The sequence below is a fragment of the Paenibacillus tyrphae genome (genome assembly GCF_024158745.1).
Taxonomy (GTDB): Bacteria; Bacillota; Bacilli; order Paenibacillales; family NBRC-103111; genus Paenibacillus_G; species Paenibacillus_G tyrfis_A.
Window position 1 is genome coordinate 479,212 of sequence record NZ_JAMZAW010000001.1, and the last position, 16,108, is coordinate 495,319.

The following is a 16,108-nucleotide window of genomic DNA, read 5'->3' on the forward strand; positions in this document are numbered from 1 at the left end:
ACCTATTTTTTTGTGGTCGCGCTGCCTCCGAAACAAAAAACGCCTCCGCTCCAAGGCGAAGACGTTATGACGTATATTTTAATTGCCTCCCGCCGCTAGCCGGCTTCCGTTTCGCCCGGCTTCATCACGACGGAGCCGATGCCGAGCAGCACCAAAGCGAACAGTCCCAGCACGCCCAGATGCATGGCGACATCCCCCAGCCCTTGCCCCGAGCCGAGCCTGCGAATGGCCTCGATCGCCCAGGTCTGCGGCACGAAATTGGCCAGCTTCTGCATGAACTCGGGCATGATCGATACCGGCCAGAAGCAGCCCCCCAACATGCAGGTCGGTGCCGTAACCATCGAGTTGACCGCGCCGATATTCTCACTGTTGCGAATCAATCCGGCCACCGCGCTGCCGATGCCGATGACCGCCAGCAGGAAGCACTCCATCACAAGCAGATGCTGCATGAAAGGCAGCCCGTACGAAAAGTTCATCGCATACCGGGTAAACGCCAACACGAGCACGATTTGCAGCGTGCCTACCACGAAGCTGCCGAGGAAATTGCCAAGCATGATTTCGTAGGCGCGAACGGGAGCCGTAAACATTCGGGTCATCGTTTTTTGCTTCCGGTCTTCGACCATGATAGCGACGGAGCTGTTGACCAGCCCCATCAGGAACATCAGCAGGATACCCGTAGCGAGGCCGAGCGCCGGACTGGCGTACCAACCGTAGTCGGTGCGCGTCGCACGAACCTGATGCTTCTCTACCTGCTCCAGCAATAGATTCAGCCGGTCGTCCGCCTGACCTGAAGCATCCAGCGCGCGCATTGCCGTGCTCACCCGGCGGATCGTTTGGTCCAAGCTCATCCGCAGCGTGAAGGATGCCTCGCTCATGGACAGCTCCAACTGCTCGACGCGCATGGCCCGGCCTTCCTTCAACCCTTGGGAGAAGCCCTCGGGGATGAGGAAAGCGGCATCTGCTTTGTGCTCGATTACCGCCGTCCGCATCGCGTCGGGAGTTGCCGCAGCGGAAAGCCGGTAACGGCCGGTATGCTCAAGCTCCCGCAAAATATGCCGGCCTACCGGCCCTTCGTCCGCATTGATATAAAGGACGGATGCCTTCTCGTCCTGCTTCGCGGCAAAGCCGATAATGAGCGACACGATCAAAGCCGGGGCGACGATAAACAAAAGAAAGCCTCTCCGGTTTCCGATCGTCCTTTTGATTAAATTGACGGCAATAAAGAGACTATTCACGGTATCCCACCTTCCGGTACGCCGCGAAGGCAACGGCCGCCAGCGCGGCGGCGATCGCAGCCAAAACCGTAACATGATGCAGCACGAGCTGCGGTTTTCCATCCAGCATCATCTGCAGGATGCTTTGCATGGCCCAATGATTGACCGTAAATTGCCCGATCCGCATAAGTGCCCCTAACTGCGGATCAAAGCCTCCGCTTAAAAAAGTCATCAGCATAATGACGATCTGGAACGCCATCGTCACCGACTTGATGTTGCGGCAGTACAGCGAGCTTAACATCGCCAGCGCCATCGAAGCCAGCGTGACGGCCAGACATACCGCAAGCAGGATGGTCGGACGATTCCCCCAGTCGACGCCATACGCATAGTGCGTCACACCGATGATGACACACGCCTGAATCAAGGTCAGCAGGCCGTTCCCGAGCATTTTCCCGAACATGATCTGATTCATCGTTACCGGCATGGAGCCGAGTCTGAACAGCGTGTGATCCTCACGCTCGTTCACCAGGCTGATGGATGCCGTCATCCCGGCGTAAAGCATGAACATGACGAGCATCGAGACGGCATAATATTGAAGCGCCGTATATTCCTTGCCCTCGTTTCCCAGCCTGCCCTCCGCAACGAACGTTTCCGAAACGCCGGCATAAACGGATGCATCTGCCAACTGAGTCATTACGGCCTGCGGCCCCAAAGTCAGGGCGGCAGCCTGCATGCTGTTCGCGTAAGCGAGATAGCTTTCCAGCGCCGTCTCGGCGATCAGGTTTTGTCCCCGGTCCTTCCCTGCAATCAGCTCCCACGAAGCCGGTTTTCCTTGCAGCAAAGCTTCCCCGAAGCCCTCAGGCACGATCAGACCGTATTCGGCTCCTCCCTCTTGAAGCGCACGCACCGCTTCGTCGCGGCTGGACGATTCCTGCGTCTGGAGGATTTCCTTGGTTCTCGGATTGTCCAAATACGCCTTGAGCGGCTCGCTCCACCGGCTCTGATCCAGATTCACCACGGCGACCTTCACGGGCGTGATCTTGACATCCTCCGCTTTAAACTCCTTGGAGAGCGCCGAGCCCAGAATTAAGATCAGAACCAGCGGCAGCAAAAACAAAACGAGCATCACCACTTTGATGCGGCTTAACCGCAGAAGCTCGTAACATGCTACGGTCCATAAAATCCGCATGCTCTCCGCCCCCTAATCCCGAAGCGTCCGCCCCGTCAATGACAGGAACAGCGCCTCCAGGTCCGGTTCCACGCGGCTCAGCGATTGAATGACGACCTGATGCTTCGATAAAATATACAAGATGTCCTGCAGCGAATTGGGCGAGGACGGCAAATAAATTTCAAGCGTCCGGTCGTTTCTCGCCACTTGCTGGATGCGCGGATGCGCCTGCAGCTCGGCCACAGCTTCTTCCTTGACCTCGGCGACTTTGACGATCAGCTTCTCGTCCGAGGAGACGAGCGCCCGCAAATCCTCCTGCGTGCCGCAGGCGATCAAGTGGCCGTGATCGATAATCCCGACCCGCGTGCTGATTGCGGCAACCTCTTCCATATAATGGCTCGTATAAATGATGGTCGAGCCCATCTGATTCAGCTTGCGGACCGAATCGAGGATATGGTTGCGGGATTGCGGGTCGATCCCGACCGTCGGCTCGTCCATAATGATCAGCTTCGGCCGGTGCATGATCGCGCACGCGATGTTCAGCCGCCGCTTCATCCCTCCCGAGTAAGCGCCGGGCTTCTCGCCCTGACGGTCCGACAGCCCTACGAACTCCAGCGCTTCCTGCACCCGCTCGCGCAGCAGCTCTCCCCGCAGACCGTACAGCTTACCGAAAAACGTGACGTTTTCACGGGCCGTCAAGTTTTCGTATATCGCGAGCTCCTGCGGCACGAGACCGATCCTCCGCTTGATCTCGAGCGGACTGGCGGCAACGGAAATGCCTTCGATCCGCATTTCGCCTTGATCGATTTTGAGCAGCCCGCAGAGCATTTTGATCGTGGTGCTTTTCCCGGCTCCGTTCGGCCCGAGCAGACCGAATACTTCCCCCTGCCGGATGCTTAATTTCAAATGATCTACGGAAATGTTGCCGCCGTACCGTTTGACGACATCTTTGATTTCGATAAATGACACGTGAGCCCGCTCCTTGTAAGGTGATGTGCTTTGATTGTATTGTACCGTCCTTCATGACGTAAAGCAGGTAGCTTTCGTCATTTGTTGGGAATGACGAAAGTCACGAAGGCCCGCCTTATGATATAATCGCATATGGAGGCGCATAAGGGATGCTTTTACTGCTGCGATACGCACTGATTCTTTTTCCCGCCGTCAGCACGGCTTATATGCTGCCGCTCGAACGAAGCGGACAGCTCGCTTTCTATACGCTGGTCCTGCTTGCCGTTGCGGAAATAAGCCGCTCTTGGCTGCCGGGACGGGCACAGAACTTGGCGGCTGCGGCCGAAATGCTGTTCGTCACCTGGCTCAGCCTGCAAATGGAAGGGATGATGTTCGCCTGTCATTATTCCACGTTGACGGCTTATATGCTGAAGGAGCGCTCGGGACTCCGCTGGTTTCTGCTTGCGCTGCAGGTTGTCCTTTTGAACGGTTCGCTCACCGCCCATCCCGACATGGAGCTGAAGCTTACGGCCAATCTGCTGCTTGCCACCGGCGCGCTGCTGCTGTACGGCTGGGCGGAAACCGGCGACCGGAAGCGGGAGCTGGAGCAAGTGTACGACGAATTGCGAAGCAAAGCCTACGAGCTGGATGCCGCCCGCAGAAGACTTGTCGAATACGCCGGCAAGGTGGAGCAGTTGGCGCAGACGGAGGAGCGGACCCGCATCTCGCACGAAATTCACGACGATCTCGGACATAAGCTGATCCGGCTGAAAATGATGCTGGAAGCGATCATCCGGATTTCGCCCGGGCAGCCGGAGAAAGGCATGGAGATGACCCGGATCGTTCGGGATCAGCTGACGGAAGCGATGGAGACGCTGCGGCGGACGGTCCGGCGGATGAAGCCGCCGGCGGAGGAGGGACAGAGCTTCTCGCTCAAGCGGCTGATCGAGGACTTCGCAGCCGATCCGCAGCTTCAAATTCGCTGCGAAATCGCCGGCATGCCCCGCCCGCTTTACCCGAGTCTTGAAATCGTTCTTTACCGGAATGCTCAAGAAGCCGTGACCAACGCCCTTCGTCACGGGCAGGCTACCGAGGTGCTTATCGAGCTGAGCTTCGAGGAGGATAACGTCTCCATGACCGTTTCCAATAACGGGACGCTGCCGGATTCGACCGCTGTGGGCAGGGGACTCGGTCTCAGCGGCATGGAGGAACGGACGCGGCTGGTAGGCGGAGAGCTCCGCATTCAAACCGATGGCCGGTTCGCCGTCACAACCCTCGTGCCGACACCCGGCGCGTAATAAGAGGCACCGACGAAAGATTCCAACCATGAGGAGGCGGGTATTGCTGCCATGATTCGAGTATTGATTGTTGATGACGACCCGTTTATCCGCGAAAGCATGAAAATGATTTTGGAGCTGGATCCGGAACTACGCGTAGTCGGAGCGTGCGGCGACGGAAACGAAGCCCACCGCTTTTTTACCGACGGACAAACCGCCGATGTCGTGCTGATGGATATTCGCATGCCTAACTGCTCCGGGGTCGAAGGTACGCTGAACATCAAGCGGACGTCGCCCGATACCCGCGTGCTCATTCTGACGACCTTCGACGATGACGATTATATCGTCGAGGCGCTGCGCAACGGCGCAAGCGGTTACCTGCTCAAGAATATCCCGCCGGACCGTATCGTGCAGGGCATTAAAACGGTTCACCAAGGCAACTGGCTCATCCACCCGGATATTGCCCGCAAGCTGACCGGCTGGATTCATCCCCAATCTCCCGTGCAAGCGCAACCGGAGGCGGCTTTGGAACAAGTGACGCAGAGCCGCAAGGACCCTTTTGCCAGGTTCGAATCGTACGGCCTCACCCCTACGGAGAAGCAGGTCGTCGAGAAAATCGCGGAAGGATTGTCCAATAAAGAAATCGCCCAGGAATTGTTCCTGAGCGAAGGGACGATCAAAAATTACATATCGGAGATTTTGAGCAAGCTCGGTCTGAGGGACCGGACGCAAATCGCCATTCTCTATTGGAAACACGAAGATTAACGAGTGCCCCGTTTGTTGGCTTCCTCCTGCAAATCTATGCGGTCGACCATGTTGACGATGTAGCTAAGCTCGGAGGAAGCATTGTTTTTAGTCAGCTTCAGACGACCCAGCATAAACCGCTTGACCACGCCTCCGTTCGGCGGCGGAGGGCTGTTTGGAGCGATTGGCAACTGTACGGTTTCGTAGAACAAGTAATCGTACTCGTCCTCTTCCTCGCGCTTGTCGATAATCACCGCTTTTTGGTAGAACACCATTTCCCCATACTTGAGCATCTGCGAATTTTTGATATACGTCCGCAGCGTATCAATCTTTTTCGGGCTTACTTCCCCGTTGATGATGTAATTGTCGCCATTGGTGGCGTACACCTGCTCCGGGTTCTGCCTCCAGCGCTTCTTCAGCTCCTGCTCATTGATGTACACCACACCGGTCAGGCGCTCCCGCGCTTTCTTCAAGCCGCTCGTATCGATGCCCATCCGTTTCACGTCGGCTTCCCGGTAGTACGGGACGTAGGCGGACAAGTTCTTCTTGTTATACGTGAGAAGCATCGGGTACTCCGCCCCAAGGTATTTGAGCCGGATCGAGTATGGGTCGGACAGCTCGATCGATTCGTATTCCTGGTTCGAATCCTCCGGCTTCTGCTCGGGATTGATCCGGCTGTTGATGTAGATCGTCTTCGTATCTTCTCTCCAAAGCAGGTTGGCGCCAAGCAGCCGGGTCAGATCAGCCAGCGGCAGGTAACTCTTGTCCTTATACACCAGCGGCGATTCCGACAGCTTGACGGACTCCCCGTCCAGGACGAGATTGAAATCGGGACGCAGGTAAGCGTCAACCCGCTGCAAAACGTCCTCGGCGTAAACGCCGGCGGCGAACGCTCCGCTAATGATCGCGGCAAGTACCGCGACTCGCTTCATTCGCTTCATTCACACCCATACCTTTCTATAAAATAGGAAAAATGTGGTCTGCTTCTATCATTCGACAAAAGACCGCGAAATCCTGCAAAATTTGTTGTTGACAATACACCTAATTCCTATAAAATAAGTTGGTATAGTTGATTATGCGTTTTCTCATGTCTCTTCGAGGAGAGTGAACCCATTGATTGAAATCAAAGACGTCAGCAAGACGTTCCATCAGCGCACCGGCGGCAGTTTTACCGCCATTGACAACGTTTCCCTGACGATCCGCAAGGGCGAATTCGTCTCGCTGCTCGGCCCGTCGGGATGCGGCAAATCCACGCTGCTCAATTTGGTCGCCGGCCTGGAGCAAGCCGAGCAGGGAACCATTACGGTGAACGGCAAGCCTTGCAGCGCACCCGGACCCGACCGCGTCGTCGTCTTTCAGGAGCACGCCTTGTTCCCTTGGCTGACGGTGTTAGATAACGTTGCGTTCGGACTGAAGCAAAAAGGCATCGGCAAAAAGGAACGCGAAGCAATGGCGATGGAGCAGATCAAAGCGGTGCACCTGAGCAAATTCGCGGACCGCTACCCGCACGAGCTGTCAGGCGGCATGAAACAGCGAGCGGCCATTGCCCGGGCGCTGGCGATGGACCCGGAAATTTTGCTGATGGATGAGCCTTTTGCGGCACTGGACGAACAGACCCGGCTCATTTTGCACAAGGAGCTTGAAGAAATTTGGATGCGGACGCGCAAAACGATCCTGTTCATTACGCATAACATCCGGGAAGCCGTCATCTTGTCGGACCGCGTGCTGGTCATGTCGACCCGTCCCGGGAAAATCAAGAAGGAATTCGCCGTTCAGGCGGCGCGTCCCCGCGATTACGCCGACTCCGTCCTGCATCACGTGGAAGCCAGCATTATGGATGCGCTGGCCGACGAGCTGGAAAAAGTGGTAAAGGAGGAGATGGGCGATGAGTACAGCATTAAGAAGGGGCCTCTTCCTGGTTCTGCTCTTGATAGCGTGGGAAGCGGGATTTAGAATATTCGACTGGGGCTGGAAGTTCCCTTCCGTCACCCAGACGTTTCAAGCGTTCTACGACGGATTCGTCCACGGCCAACTGCTTGAAGCGACGTTTCAAAGTCTGAAGCGGCTTCTGCTCGCATTCGCCGTCTCGATCCTGGTCGGCACGGTGCTCGGCTTCCTGTTCGCCCGGTACCGCTTAATCGACGACACGATCGGCTTTCTGGTCGTGGCGCTGCAGACGATTCCGAGTATCGCCTGGCTGCCTTTTGCTATCATCTGGTTCGGAATGAACGATTTCTCGGTCATATTCATCACCATGCTGGGCGCCACATGGACGATGGCGATGGCCAGCCGGACGGGGATCAAAAATATCCCTTCCATTTATATCAAGGCCGCGCAAACGATGGGAACCGGCGACGGCATGCGAATGTTTTACCAAATCATGGTTCCTGCCGCGTTCCCTCACATGATTACCGGCGTTCGCGTCGCCTGGGCTTTTGCCTGGCGGGCGCTTGTCGCGGGCGAGCTGATTGCCAAAGGCGTCGGCCTCGGACAGCTGCTGCAGGACGGCCGCAATCTGGCGGATACGGCGCTCATGCTCTGCATCGTGATCATCATCGCCGTGCTCGGCACGGTGTCCGACCACTTTTGCTTCAAGCGGCTTGAGGATAAACTATTACTGCGCTACGGCTTAATCAGCGGCAAAAAATAACCTATCGGGGGCAGCACGGCCAAACGGCCGGTGCTAAACAAAGGAGAGAAACGATACGATGAAAAAGTGGTCTGCACTGCTGGCGGTCGTTCTGACCGCATCGCTTGCGCTTTCCGCCTGCGGAAGCAAAACGGAAGCGCCAAAAGACGGAGCCGCCGGAGCGAACAAACCGGCCGCGGCGAAAACAGTACGGCTCGGCATCTTCAAGAACGTTACCCACGCGCCGGGCTATGTCGCTCTGGAGCAAGGCTTGTTCAAAAAATATTGGGGCGAGAACGTCAAGATCGAGGTGACGCCGTTCGACAACGGGTCCGACTTCTCCACCGCGCTGGCTACGGATCAGATTGACCTGGGCTTCGTCGGTCCCGGACCTTCGACGAACCAGTTCCTGAAAAGCAAAAACTTCCGCGTCATTTCCGGTTCGAATAACGGAGGCGCAGTGCTTGTGGCCGGCAAAGATTCCGGCATCAACAGCGTCAAGGATTTGGTCGGCAAAACCGTCGCCATCCCGACGAAAGGCAGCACGAACGAAATTTCGCTCCGCCTGCTGCTGAAGCAAAATAATCTGAACGTGACGACCGACAAGAGCGGCGTGCAGCTGATTGCCCGGGCTCCGGCGGACACGCTCGTGGCGATGCGCCAGAAAGAAATCGACGCGGCGCTCATTCCCGAGCCGTGGGGTACGCAGATGGAGCAGGAAGGTATCGGCAAAGTGATCGCCCCGTGGGATCAAATCCCGCCGAACAACGGCAATTATCCGCTCACGATTCTCGTTGCCGGTGACAAGTTCCTGAAAGACAACCGCGAACTGGCGAAGGGAGCTATTCAAGCCAACGCGGACGCGATCGACTTTATCAAGAAAAATCCGGACAAAGCGTATGAACTGATCAACAACCAGCTGAAAACGCTCAGCGGAAAAGGAATGGATGTCGCTTTGATTAAAGCGGCGATCTCCCACTTGAATCTGACGACGGACGTCAGCAAGGAAGCGATCGAAGAAATGGCCCGCGTCTCCATCGAGGCCGGCTACATCAAGGACGCGAAGAAAGAGGAGCTGGATCTGAGCAAATTCCTCGACCTCTCGCTCTTGAACGAAGTGAAGCAGGGCAAATAAATCAGCAAGCTGCACATCAGCGCATAACAAACAGGCAGGAGCCGTTATCGGCCTCTGCCTGTTTTGTGCATTTGCGGCTGTCGGAATTGACCCCGCCCGAGGGATTCCTTTCAGCTATCCGTACAGCTTCGCGTAATAGCCTCCGCGGTCAAGCAATTGTTGATGGGCGCCCTGCTCCACCACGCTGCCCTGGTTCATCACCACAATGAAATCGGCTTTCTCCACCGTGCTTAAACGATGGGCAATCATTATGGTCGTGCGCCCTTTCATCAAGCGGTTCATCGCCTCCTGCACCCAATATTCCGATTCGGTATCGAGCGCGGAGGTAGCCTCGTCCAGCAGCAAGATCGGTGCATTTTTCAGGATCGCCCTGGCAATGGCAATACGCTGTCTTTGCCCGCCCGATAGTGACGCTCCCCGCTCCCCTACTTGGGTGTTGTACTGCTCGGGCAGCTCCTGTATAAAATGATGCGCATAAGCCGCTTTGGCAGCCTCGATCACCTCGTCCGTCGTCGCCTGCGGATTGCCGTAACGAATGTTTTCCTCGATCGTTCCGCTGAACAGAAAGGCGTCTTGTGGCACATAGGCGATTTGCCCGCGTATCTCCTCCAAGGTGTAGTGACCAAACGACTTGCCCTGCAGCATAATTTCTCCCCGGTCAACCGGGTAAAAGCCCAGCAGCAATTTGATCAGCGTGCTCTTGCCGCTGCCGCTTGCCCCGACAATCGCCGCGACTTGGCCCGGATACACCTGCATGGACATGCCGTACAGCACCTTTTTATCCGCTTGATAGGAAAATTCGACGTCGCGGAACTCCACCATGGCGGGCGACACCCGGTCTTCCCCGCCAAGGCCGATGCGCTCGGGCTCGTCCTGCTCCTCCAGAACCTCTTTGATGCGAAGTGCGCCGGCTAACGAGTTTTGCGCTTGCGACAAAAACGTGCCGAAATTCAAAATCGCGTGCGTCAAGCTGATCTGAAGAACCGCCAACGCCACCACCGTCCCCATGGCGATAAGGCCGTGAGCGTACAGCAGCCCGCCGACGACAATCATGCCGCAGAACGTAACATAGCTGACGAAATGATTGACTGCGGCCAGCATGCCGTTTTTGGTGGCGGTTTGCGCGGCCACCTTCGTTACCTGCTCGTTCAACTCGCCGTACTGGGCAAAAATCGGACGGATATGGAACAGCTTTACAAGCTGGATCCCCCCGATAAAGTCGGAAAACTTCTCCGTCATTTTGCCCAGCAGGTTAAGCGACTGCTCGTACAGTGTTCGAATTTGCCGGACAAACCGGATGCTGATCGCAAAGGAAAGGAGCAGCAGTACAAACGAAGCGCTCGCCAATTGCCAGTGCATGACGAACATCGTCACGACGGCTCCTATACTGAGCGTGAGCTGCAGCAGGATCGCGAAAAACACGCTCGTGTACGTCATTTCCAGAGTCGAGACATCATTGGTCATTCTCGAAACCAAATCCCCGTTATGCGTCTGCTCCAGATACCCGACGCGAAGCCTGCACAGCTTACGGTATATACGCTCGCGGATATCGACCATCGTATATTCCACGCTGCGCTGATACATATAGGTGAACCCGGGGGCGATCAGATTGACGATCAACAGCGAGCCTCCCAATATGTAAAAGGCCTGATACATCAGACTGGAATCCTGAGTCTGGGCAAAATTGACCAAACGCTGAATTACCAGGCTGAACGCTACGAAGAACAAGGTATGAACGATCGTGCTGACGACGAGCCCCACGAAATATTGGACTCTGCGCCGCGGATTCATGAAGCTCATCATGTAGCCGAGCTCTTTCATATAGGTGAGCATGACGCCGCTATTCACGTATAAGCCACCTCCCTGTTCTTGCCAGCATCGGCTGTAAATTCCTGATGGTACGATTGGGCATACAGCCCTTTTTCGGCCAACAGTTGAGCGTGACTCCCCGCTTCAGCAACCGCTCCCTGGTCCATGACCCAAATTTCATCCGCATTCTCGATGGTAGACAGCCGGTGGGCAATGACGATGGTCGTCCTTTCCTTCATCAGGACGCTCAGCGCTTCCTGGACGAACATTTCCGACTCCGTATCCAGAGCGGAGGTCGGCTCGTCCAGCAGCAGAATGGGCGCGTCCTTCAGAAAAGCGCGCGCAATGGCAATACGCTGTCGCTGGCCGCCGGACAGAAATCCACCCCGCTCGCCCACCTCGGTCTGATACCCTTCCGGAAGCTCCATGATGAAAGAGTGCGCATTGGCCAGCTTGGCGGCCTCGATCACCTCATCCATCGAAGCGTTGGCCCGGCCGTAAGCGATATTTTCGGCGACGGTGCCGCCGAACAAATACGAATCCTGCGTCATCACGGAGAAATGAGACCGCAGGTCGGTCAAATTACAGTTCTTAATCGGTTGACCGAATACTTTGATCGTCCCTTGACCCTCCTGCAAGGAATAAAAGCCGCATAAAAGCTTGAATACGGTGCTTTTTCCCCCGCCGCTCGCTCCCACCAAAGCAATCGTCTTCCCTTTCGGCACGGTAAAGCTCAAGTTCCGAAGAATCGGGGAATCCGGCTCATAAGCGAAGCTGACGTTATCGAACTCGATGGGCGGCTGCTCCGTTCTTGCAATCGCGTGCCCCTCCTGGTTTTCGGCGGGCTGGTTCACAATGTCTACTACCCTTTTCAACGCCCCGCTCATTTCAAATGAGCTCGTAATGAGTGTCGGAATATGGTCAAGCGGGTCCAGGCACAGATTCAGCAGGTATAGAAAAGCAACCAGCTCTCCCGTGCTGAACAAGCCCTTGGAAATTAAATAGCTTCCGTAGATCACCGAGAAGACGATCGGGCTGATCATCAGCGTAAACAGAACGGGAGTAATCCAGGCCTCCCTTTTTTTCAACGCCAATTTTTTTTGCAGCGTCAGGTGAAGCAGGGATTGATACGCTCGAAACATGATCCCCGATAGCAGGTAACTTTTAACGATCGGCATGCCGCCCAGCGTATCCTGCAGATTGGAGTTCATCCGCCCCATATTTTCCTGAGCCTCTTCGGTGAGCTGGCGCAATTGATTCCCGATCCACTGGGAAGCCAGCAGGGAAAAGGGAAGCAGCAGCAAGCTGAACACCACGAGCTGCCATTGAATCCAAATCAGACAAACGAAGCAGCCGATGAACAGAAGCGGGTGATAAAACCATTGGGCCAAATCGCGGGTCAAAAATTGCTGGATAAGCCGCAAATCGCTGCTTAGCCTCGAAAGAACATCGCCGGAGTGTTGTTTTTCCAGATAGTGAACAGGTAATTTTCCTATATGGTTCATCAGGTGATTGCGGATATCTCTCACGACCAGGGCGCTGCTTTTTTCCACTCCGTAGACCATAAAAAATTTGGCGGGAACCCCGATCAGGATAATCGTAAAAACGATGTAAACGATGCGGACGACCGATTGCTCCGCCCCGTTCTCCGCACTGGACGTCAGCTGCTGGGTCAAACTGCCCGTCCACACCTCGATGACGGCCGCCGCCATCGCTGCGACGATGCCGAGGAGCATCCATCCCCTGTAAGGCTTCGCGAATTTCCACAGCCAGGAGACGGCCTTCCATAAGGTCAACCTAGGTTTGCGTTCTTGTACCACCCATTTGTCCCCTTTCAAGGCAGGCAAAGGGTTGCTCCGTTTTAGAGCAACACCTTTTGGACTTCGCCCGTCGGTCCGGCAATTTGGCGGACGATCTGTTGAAGTATTTGTGCGTTCTCGGCAATCGACTCGGGATGAAGCACTTTGGCATGAACCCCGACAAGCCGGTACTCTCTATAGCTTTGGCCGGTAGCCGCGCTCCATGTCGGCACATGGTGCTCCCGGATGACGGCTTCGGTTTCTTCCGTATACAGCCCGTGAATGTTCGCCTCCACCATGCCGGTGTTAATCAACTGATCCCCGTAGGTCAAATAGGCCCTTACTTTTTGCTGAACCCGGTCGCGGATAAGCGGATTTCTCGTCGCTCCGTCTTTCATGCCTTCGACCAGATCAAGAATTTCAACAATGTCGTCTTCCAATTCTTCATCGGGCATGGCGTCGGCAACGAGCTGTCTGATCAAGGAATCGACCATGATCATATCCGAGACGCGGCAGCCTCTTTTTTCCAGAGCCTTGGCCACTTCAAACATCAAGTTGCCGCCTACGGAATAGCCGAGCAATACGTAAGGCGACTGCCCCTGAATGCGGACCACCTCGTCCGCATATCGTTCCACCATGTCGCCGTAATCCTCGATCTCGTCGATGAAGTCGATCGCATACAATGCGCAGTGGCCTTCCAGTGCCTTCGCCAATTCCAAATAGCTGAAGCCGTAGCCGCTTCCCGGCGGGAAGCAGAACACGTTCACCGGCCCTTCACTATTCAGCTTCACGAAATGACAGCTATCCCCTTCGGACCCGGATTCCCAGATCTCGTACGCCATCGATTCCACGGAAGGGTTTTGAAACACCTTATGAATGGGGAGCTCGGTCCCCGTTTCGGTATATACCCGCTGAACGAGCTGCATCAGGTTCAAGGAATGTCCGCCAAGGGCAAAGAAATTGTCCTTCACGCCAACCTTCTCCAAACCGAGAACCTCTTGCCAGATTTGGGCGAGCTGCGCCTCCTGCGCCGTCCGCGGCGCCACATATTCCAATCCGGTCTGCAGCTTTCCTTCCATGGCAATCAGCGTCTTGCGGTCGATCTTGCCGTTGGGAGTCAACGGCATCCGCTCGACCTGCGCAAAGTACGACGGAATCATATAGGCCGGCATGCCTTGTGCCAGCGTCCCCCGCAGCTCGCTGACCGTTAACGGCCGATTCGCCACGAAGTAGGCGTACAACTGCTTGCCTCCACTTTCGCTGTCCCGCGCAATGACGACGGCCTCCTGGATCGCCTCCACTTTCAACAGCCGCGCTTCCACTTCGCCAAGCTCAATACGGTAGCCCCGGATTTTCACCTGATGATCCATACGGCCCAAATATTCGATGTTGCCGTCCGGCAGCCAGCGGGCCAAGTCGCCCGTACGGTACATCCGCTCTTCTGCCGAAGCTCCGAACGGGTTCCGTACAAACTTCTCCGCCGTCAGTTCCGGGCGATTCAAGTAGCCTCTGGCGACGCCCACGCCCGCGATGCACAGCTCTCCGGCCACGCCGATCGGCTGCAGCTGACCCGTTCCTTCCTTGATAATGTACAGCTGCGTATTGTCGATCGGCTTGCCGATCGGAATGATCGGATAGTCCCCGTCCGGCTCGCAATCGAAGTACGATACGTCTACCGTCGCTTCCGTCGGCCCGTACAGGTTGATCAGCTTCGCCCCGTTCACGGCCGAAATCGCCTTCTGGAACCGGGCGACATGCTGCGGTGGCAGCGCTTCTCCGCTCGCAAACACCTGACGCAGCGACCTCAGCTTGTCCAGGACCGTTGCAGCCGGCAGCGATTCGACGTATTCCAGGAAAACGTGCAGCATCGCCGGTACGAAATGCATCGTGGTAATGCCGTAGCGCGCGATCGTCTCTACGATGCGCTCCGGATTTTTTTCTCCGCCTACCGACAGCATGCATACCTTCGAACCGACCATGGACCACCAAAACAGCTCCCACACGGATACGTCAAAGGTAAAGGCGGTTTTTTGCAGAATCGTATCGGCCGCACCGATCGGATAGCGCTTGTGCATCCACAGAATCCGGTTGACGACCGAATGGTGCTCGACCATAACCCCTTTCGGCTTGCCCGTCGAGCCCGACGTGTAGATCACGTACGCCATATGGCGCGGGCCGGAAACCGGCTCCGGATTCGAGCCGTCGGGGTGGTAAGACGCCTCGTCTTCCAGTTCCAACATGTCTCCGTCAAAGGCCGCTTTTTCCCGCAAATGACGCTGAAGCAGCAAGACCTGCGCTCCCGAATCCTCCAGCATGTAACGAATGCGCTCCTCGGGATATTCCGGGTCAATCGGCACGTAAGCTCCCCCGGCTTTCAAAATCGCCATAATGCCGACGACCATTTCAAGAGAGCGCTCGGCCATAATCCCTACCAGCCGATCCGCCTGAACCCCTTTCGCCCGCAACGTGCGCGCCAACCGGTTCGCCCGTTCGTTCAATTCTCCGTACGTCAGCCGATCCTCTTCAAAAAGGACCGCTACGGCTTCCGGGTCCCGTTCCGCCTGTTCCTCCAACAGCCCGTAAAGCGTCTTCTCCCGCGGATAATCCGCCGCGGTATCGTTAAATGCATGAAGGAGCTGATGCTTCTCGGATTCGGACAACAGGTCCGTTTGGCCGAGCTCAAGCTCCGGTTGAAACAAAATAACCGATGACAAACGAAATAGATGGTCGATCATCCTGTCCATCAAGGCTTGATCGTACCGGTTCGGGTCGTAGCCCAGATTTAACGTGATCATGCCGTTTTCGGCATGAAACCGAAACAGGGTATCGGCCGATACACTTTGCTCGAAAGCCGCCGTATGGATGTTATCAAACGAAACCAGCGTATTAATCACCGGAACGTCATGGGCGGTATATTGCAGATTCAATTGGCCGACCATTTTTCTAAACGGAATATTCTGGTGCGCGACAGCTTCGCTGATCGACGTTTTGATCTGACCCAGCAGCGATTTCAATGTGCTTTTGGCGTCTACGCGATTTTTAAGAATCAGCACTTCGTGGACCGGCGGATTATCCTTGTCAAGCGATACGAAAGCGGGCATGCCGACCAAAATATTTTCCCGGTTCACATACGTATGTAAAATGCCTTTGACCAAGGCCAGCAAAATCATATACACAGCCATGTCGGATCCGTTGCTAAGAGCCAAAACTCTTGCCGAAAGCTCCGGCGGCAGCGGACGTTCGATGACGCTCAGATTGGCTGCGAGATCCGATCGAACGACTTTATTTGAGGCAACGCTAAAGGGCAGGCAGCATATGCTGTCTTCGGCATCAAATTTTTCGGTCCAATAAGCCTCTTCCTTCTCAAATACCGATTTCATTCGTA

12 protein-coding genes are annotated in these 16,108 nt (G+C 55.7%); 5 read left to right on the top strand and 7 right to left on the bottom strand.

Translation table 11 applies throughout. From position 1 onward, the window contains the following. Nucleotides 1-95: 95 nt before the first annotated feature. Genes NI000_RS02285 through NI000_RS02295 form a run of 3 tightly spaced genes read right to left on the bottom strand, consistent with a single transcriptional unit; the run spans nucleotide 96 to nucleotide 3,351 of the window. Nucleotides 96-1,235: an ABC transporter permease gene (locus tag NI000_RS02285; protein ID WP_253407311.1), complete on the bottom strand. Its 1,140-nt coding sequence runs from the start codon at nucleotides 1,233-1,235 to the stop codon at nucleotides 96-98. Beyond that, nucleotides 1,228-2,403 (bottom strand): ABC transporter permease, encoded by a 1,176-nt coding sequence (locus NI000_RS02290; RefSeq protein WP_253407313.1) that lies wholly within the window; start codon nucleotides 2,401-2,403, stop codon nucleotides 1,228-1,230. Before NI000_RS02290 ends, NI000_RS02285 begins: the two co-directional genes overlap by 8 nt. Nucleotides 2,404-2,415: 12 nt before the next feature. Continuing rightward, nucleotides 2,416-3,351, bottom strand: a complete 936-nt coding sequence (locus tag NI000_RS02295; protein WP_253407315.1) for an ABC transporter ATP-binding protein — start codon at nucleotides 3,349-3,351, stop codon at nucleotides 2,416-2,418. A 149-nt stretch (nucleotides 3,352-3,500) separates the two neighbouring features. On the opposite strand from NI000_RS02295, the gene NI000_RS02300 reads away from it, so the two are divergent. Next, entirely contained in the window at nucleotides 3,501-4,628 is a 1,128-nt protein-coding gene (locus NI000_RS02300) for a sensor histidine kinase (protein WP_253407317.1), read from the top strand. A gap of 51 nt (nucleotides 4,629-4,679) precedes the next feature. After that, nucleotides 4,680-5,372 (top strand): response regulator transcription factor, encoded by a 693-nt coding sequence (locus NI000_RS02305; RefSeq protein ID WP_253407319.1) that lies wholly within the window; start codon nucleotides 4,680-4,682, stop codon nucleotides 5,370-5,372. Here NI000_RS02305 and NI000_RS02310 read toward each other — a convergent pair. Beyond that, nucleotides 5,369-6,283, bottom strand: coding sequence for a copper amine oxidase N-terminal domain-containing protein (locus NI000_RS02310; RefSeq protein ID WP_253407320.1), 915 nt, complete (start codon nucleotides 6,281-6,283; stop codon nucleotides 5,369-5,371). The two genes, NI000_RS02305 and NI000_RS02310, sit on opposite strands and share 4 nt — an antisense overlap. A 181-nt stretch (nucleotides 6,284-6,464) precedes the next feature. On the opposite strand from NI000_RS02310, the gene NI000_RS02315 reads away from it, so the two are divergent. From NI000_RS02315 to NI000_RS02325, 3 genes are read left to right on the top strand one after another with little or no spacing between them, the layout of a single operon-like run. Then, nucleotides 6,465-7,304 carry an ABC transporter ATP-binding protein gene (locus NI000_RS02315; RefSeq protein WP_216796767.1) on the top strand — a complete coding sequence of 280 codons (840 nt, stop codon included), beginning with the start codon at nucleotides 6,465-6,467 and terminating at the stop codon, nucleotides 7,302-7,304. Continuing rightward, a complete protein-coding gene (locus NI000_RS02320) occupies nucleotides 7,237-8,001 on the top strand; it encodes an ABC transporter permease (protein WP_054975309.1) in 765 nt (254 codons plus the stop codon). The genes NI000_RS02315 and NI000_RS02320 overlap by 68 nt, the downstream gene beginning before the upstream one ends. Nucleotides 8,002-8,059: 58 nt before the next feature. Then, nucleotides 8,060-9,115 carry an ABC transporter substrate-binding protein gene (locus tag NI000_RS02325; RefSeq protein WP_253407321.1) on the top strand — a complete coding sequence of 352 codons (1,056 nt, stop codon included), beginning with the start codon at nucleotides 8,060-8,062 and terminating at the stop codon, nucleotides 9,113-9,115. 114 nt (nucleotides 9,116-9,229) lie between these two features. On the opposite strand, the gene NI000_RS02330 is transcribed toward NI000_RS02325, so the two are convergent. From NI000_RS02330 to NI000_RS02340, 3 genes are read right to left on the bottom strand one after another with little or no spacing between them, the layout of a single operon-like run. Beyond that, nucleotides 9,230-10,963: an ABC transporter ATP-binding protein gene (locus tag NI000_RS02330; RefSeq protein ID WP_375540928.1), complete on the bottom strand. Its 1,734-nt coding sequence runs from the start codon at nucleotides 10,961-10,963 to the stop codon at nucleotides 9,230-9,232. Next, complete coding sequence (locus NI000_RS02335) at nucleotides 10,960-12,744, bottom strand: ABC transporter ATP-binding protein (RefSeq protein ID WP_375540929.1); 1,785 nt, start codon at nucleotides 12,742-12,744, stop codon at nucleotides 10,960-10,962. Before NI000_RS02335 ends, NI000_RS02330 begins: the two co-directional genes overlap by 4 nt. A gap of 41 nt (nucleotides 12,745-12,785) precedes the next feature. Next, nucleotides 12,786-16,103, bottom strand: coding sequence for a non-ribosomal peptide synthetase (locus NI000_RS02340; protein ID WP_253407322.1), 3,318 nt, complete (start codon nucleotides 16,101-16,103; stop codon nucleotides 12,786-12,788). Nucleotides 16,104-16,108 lie beyond the last annotated feature (5 nt).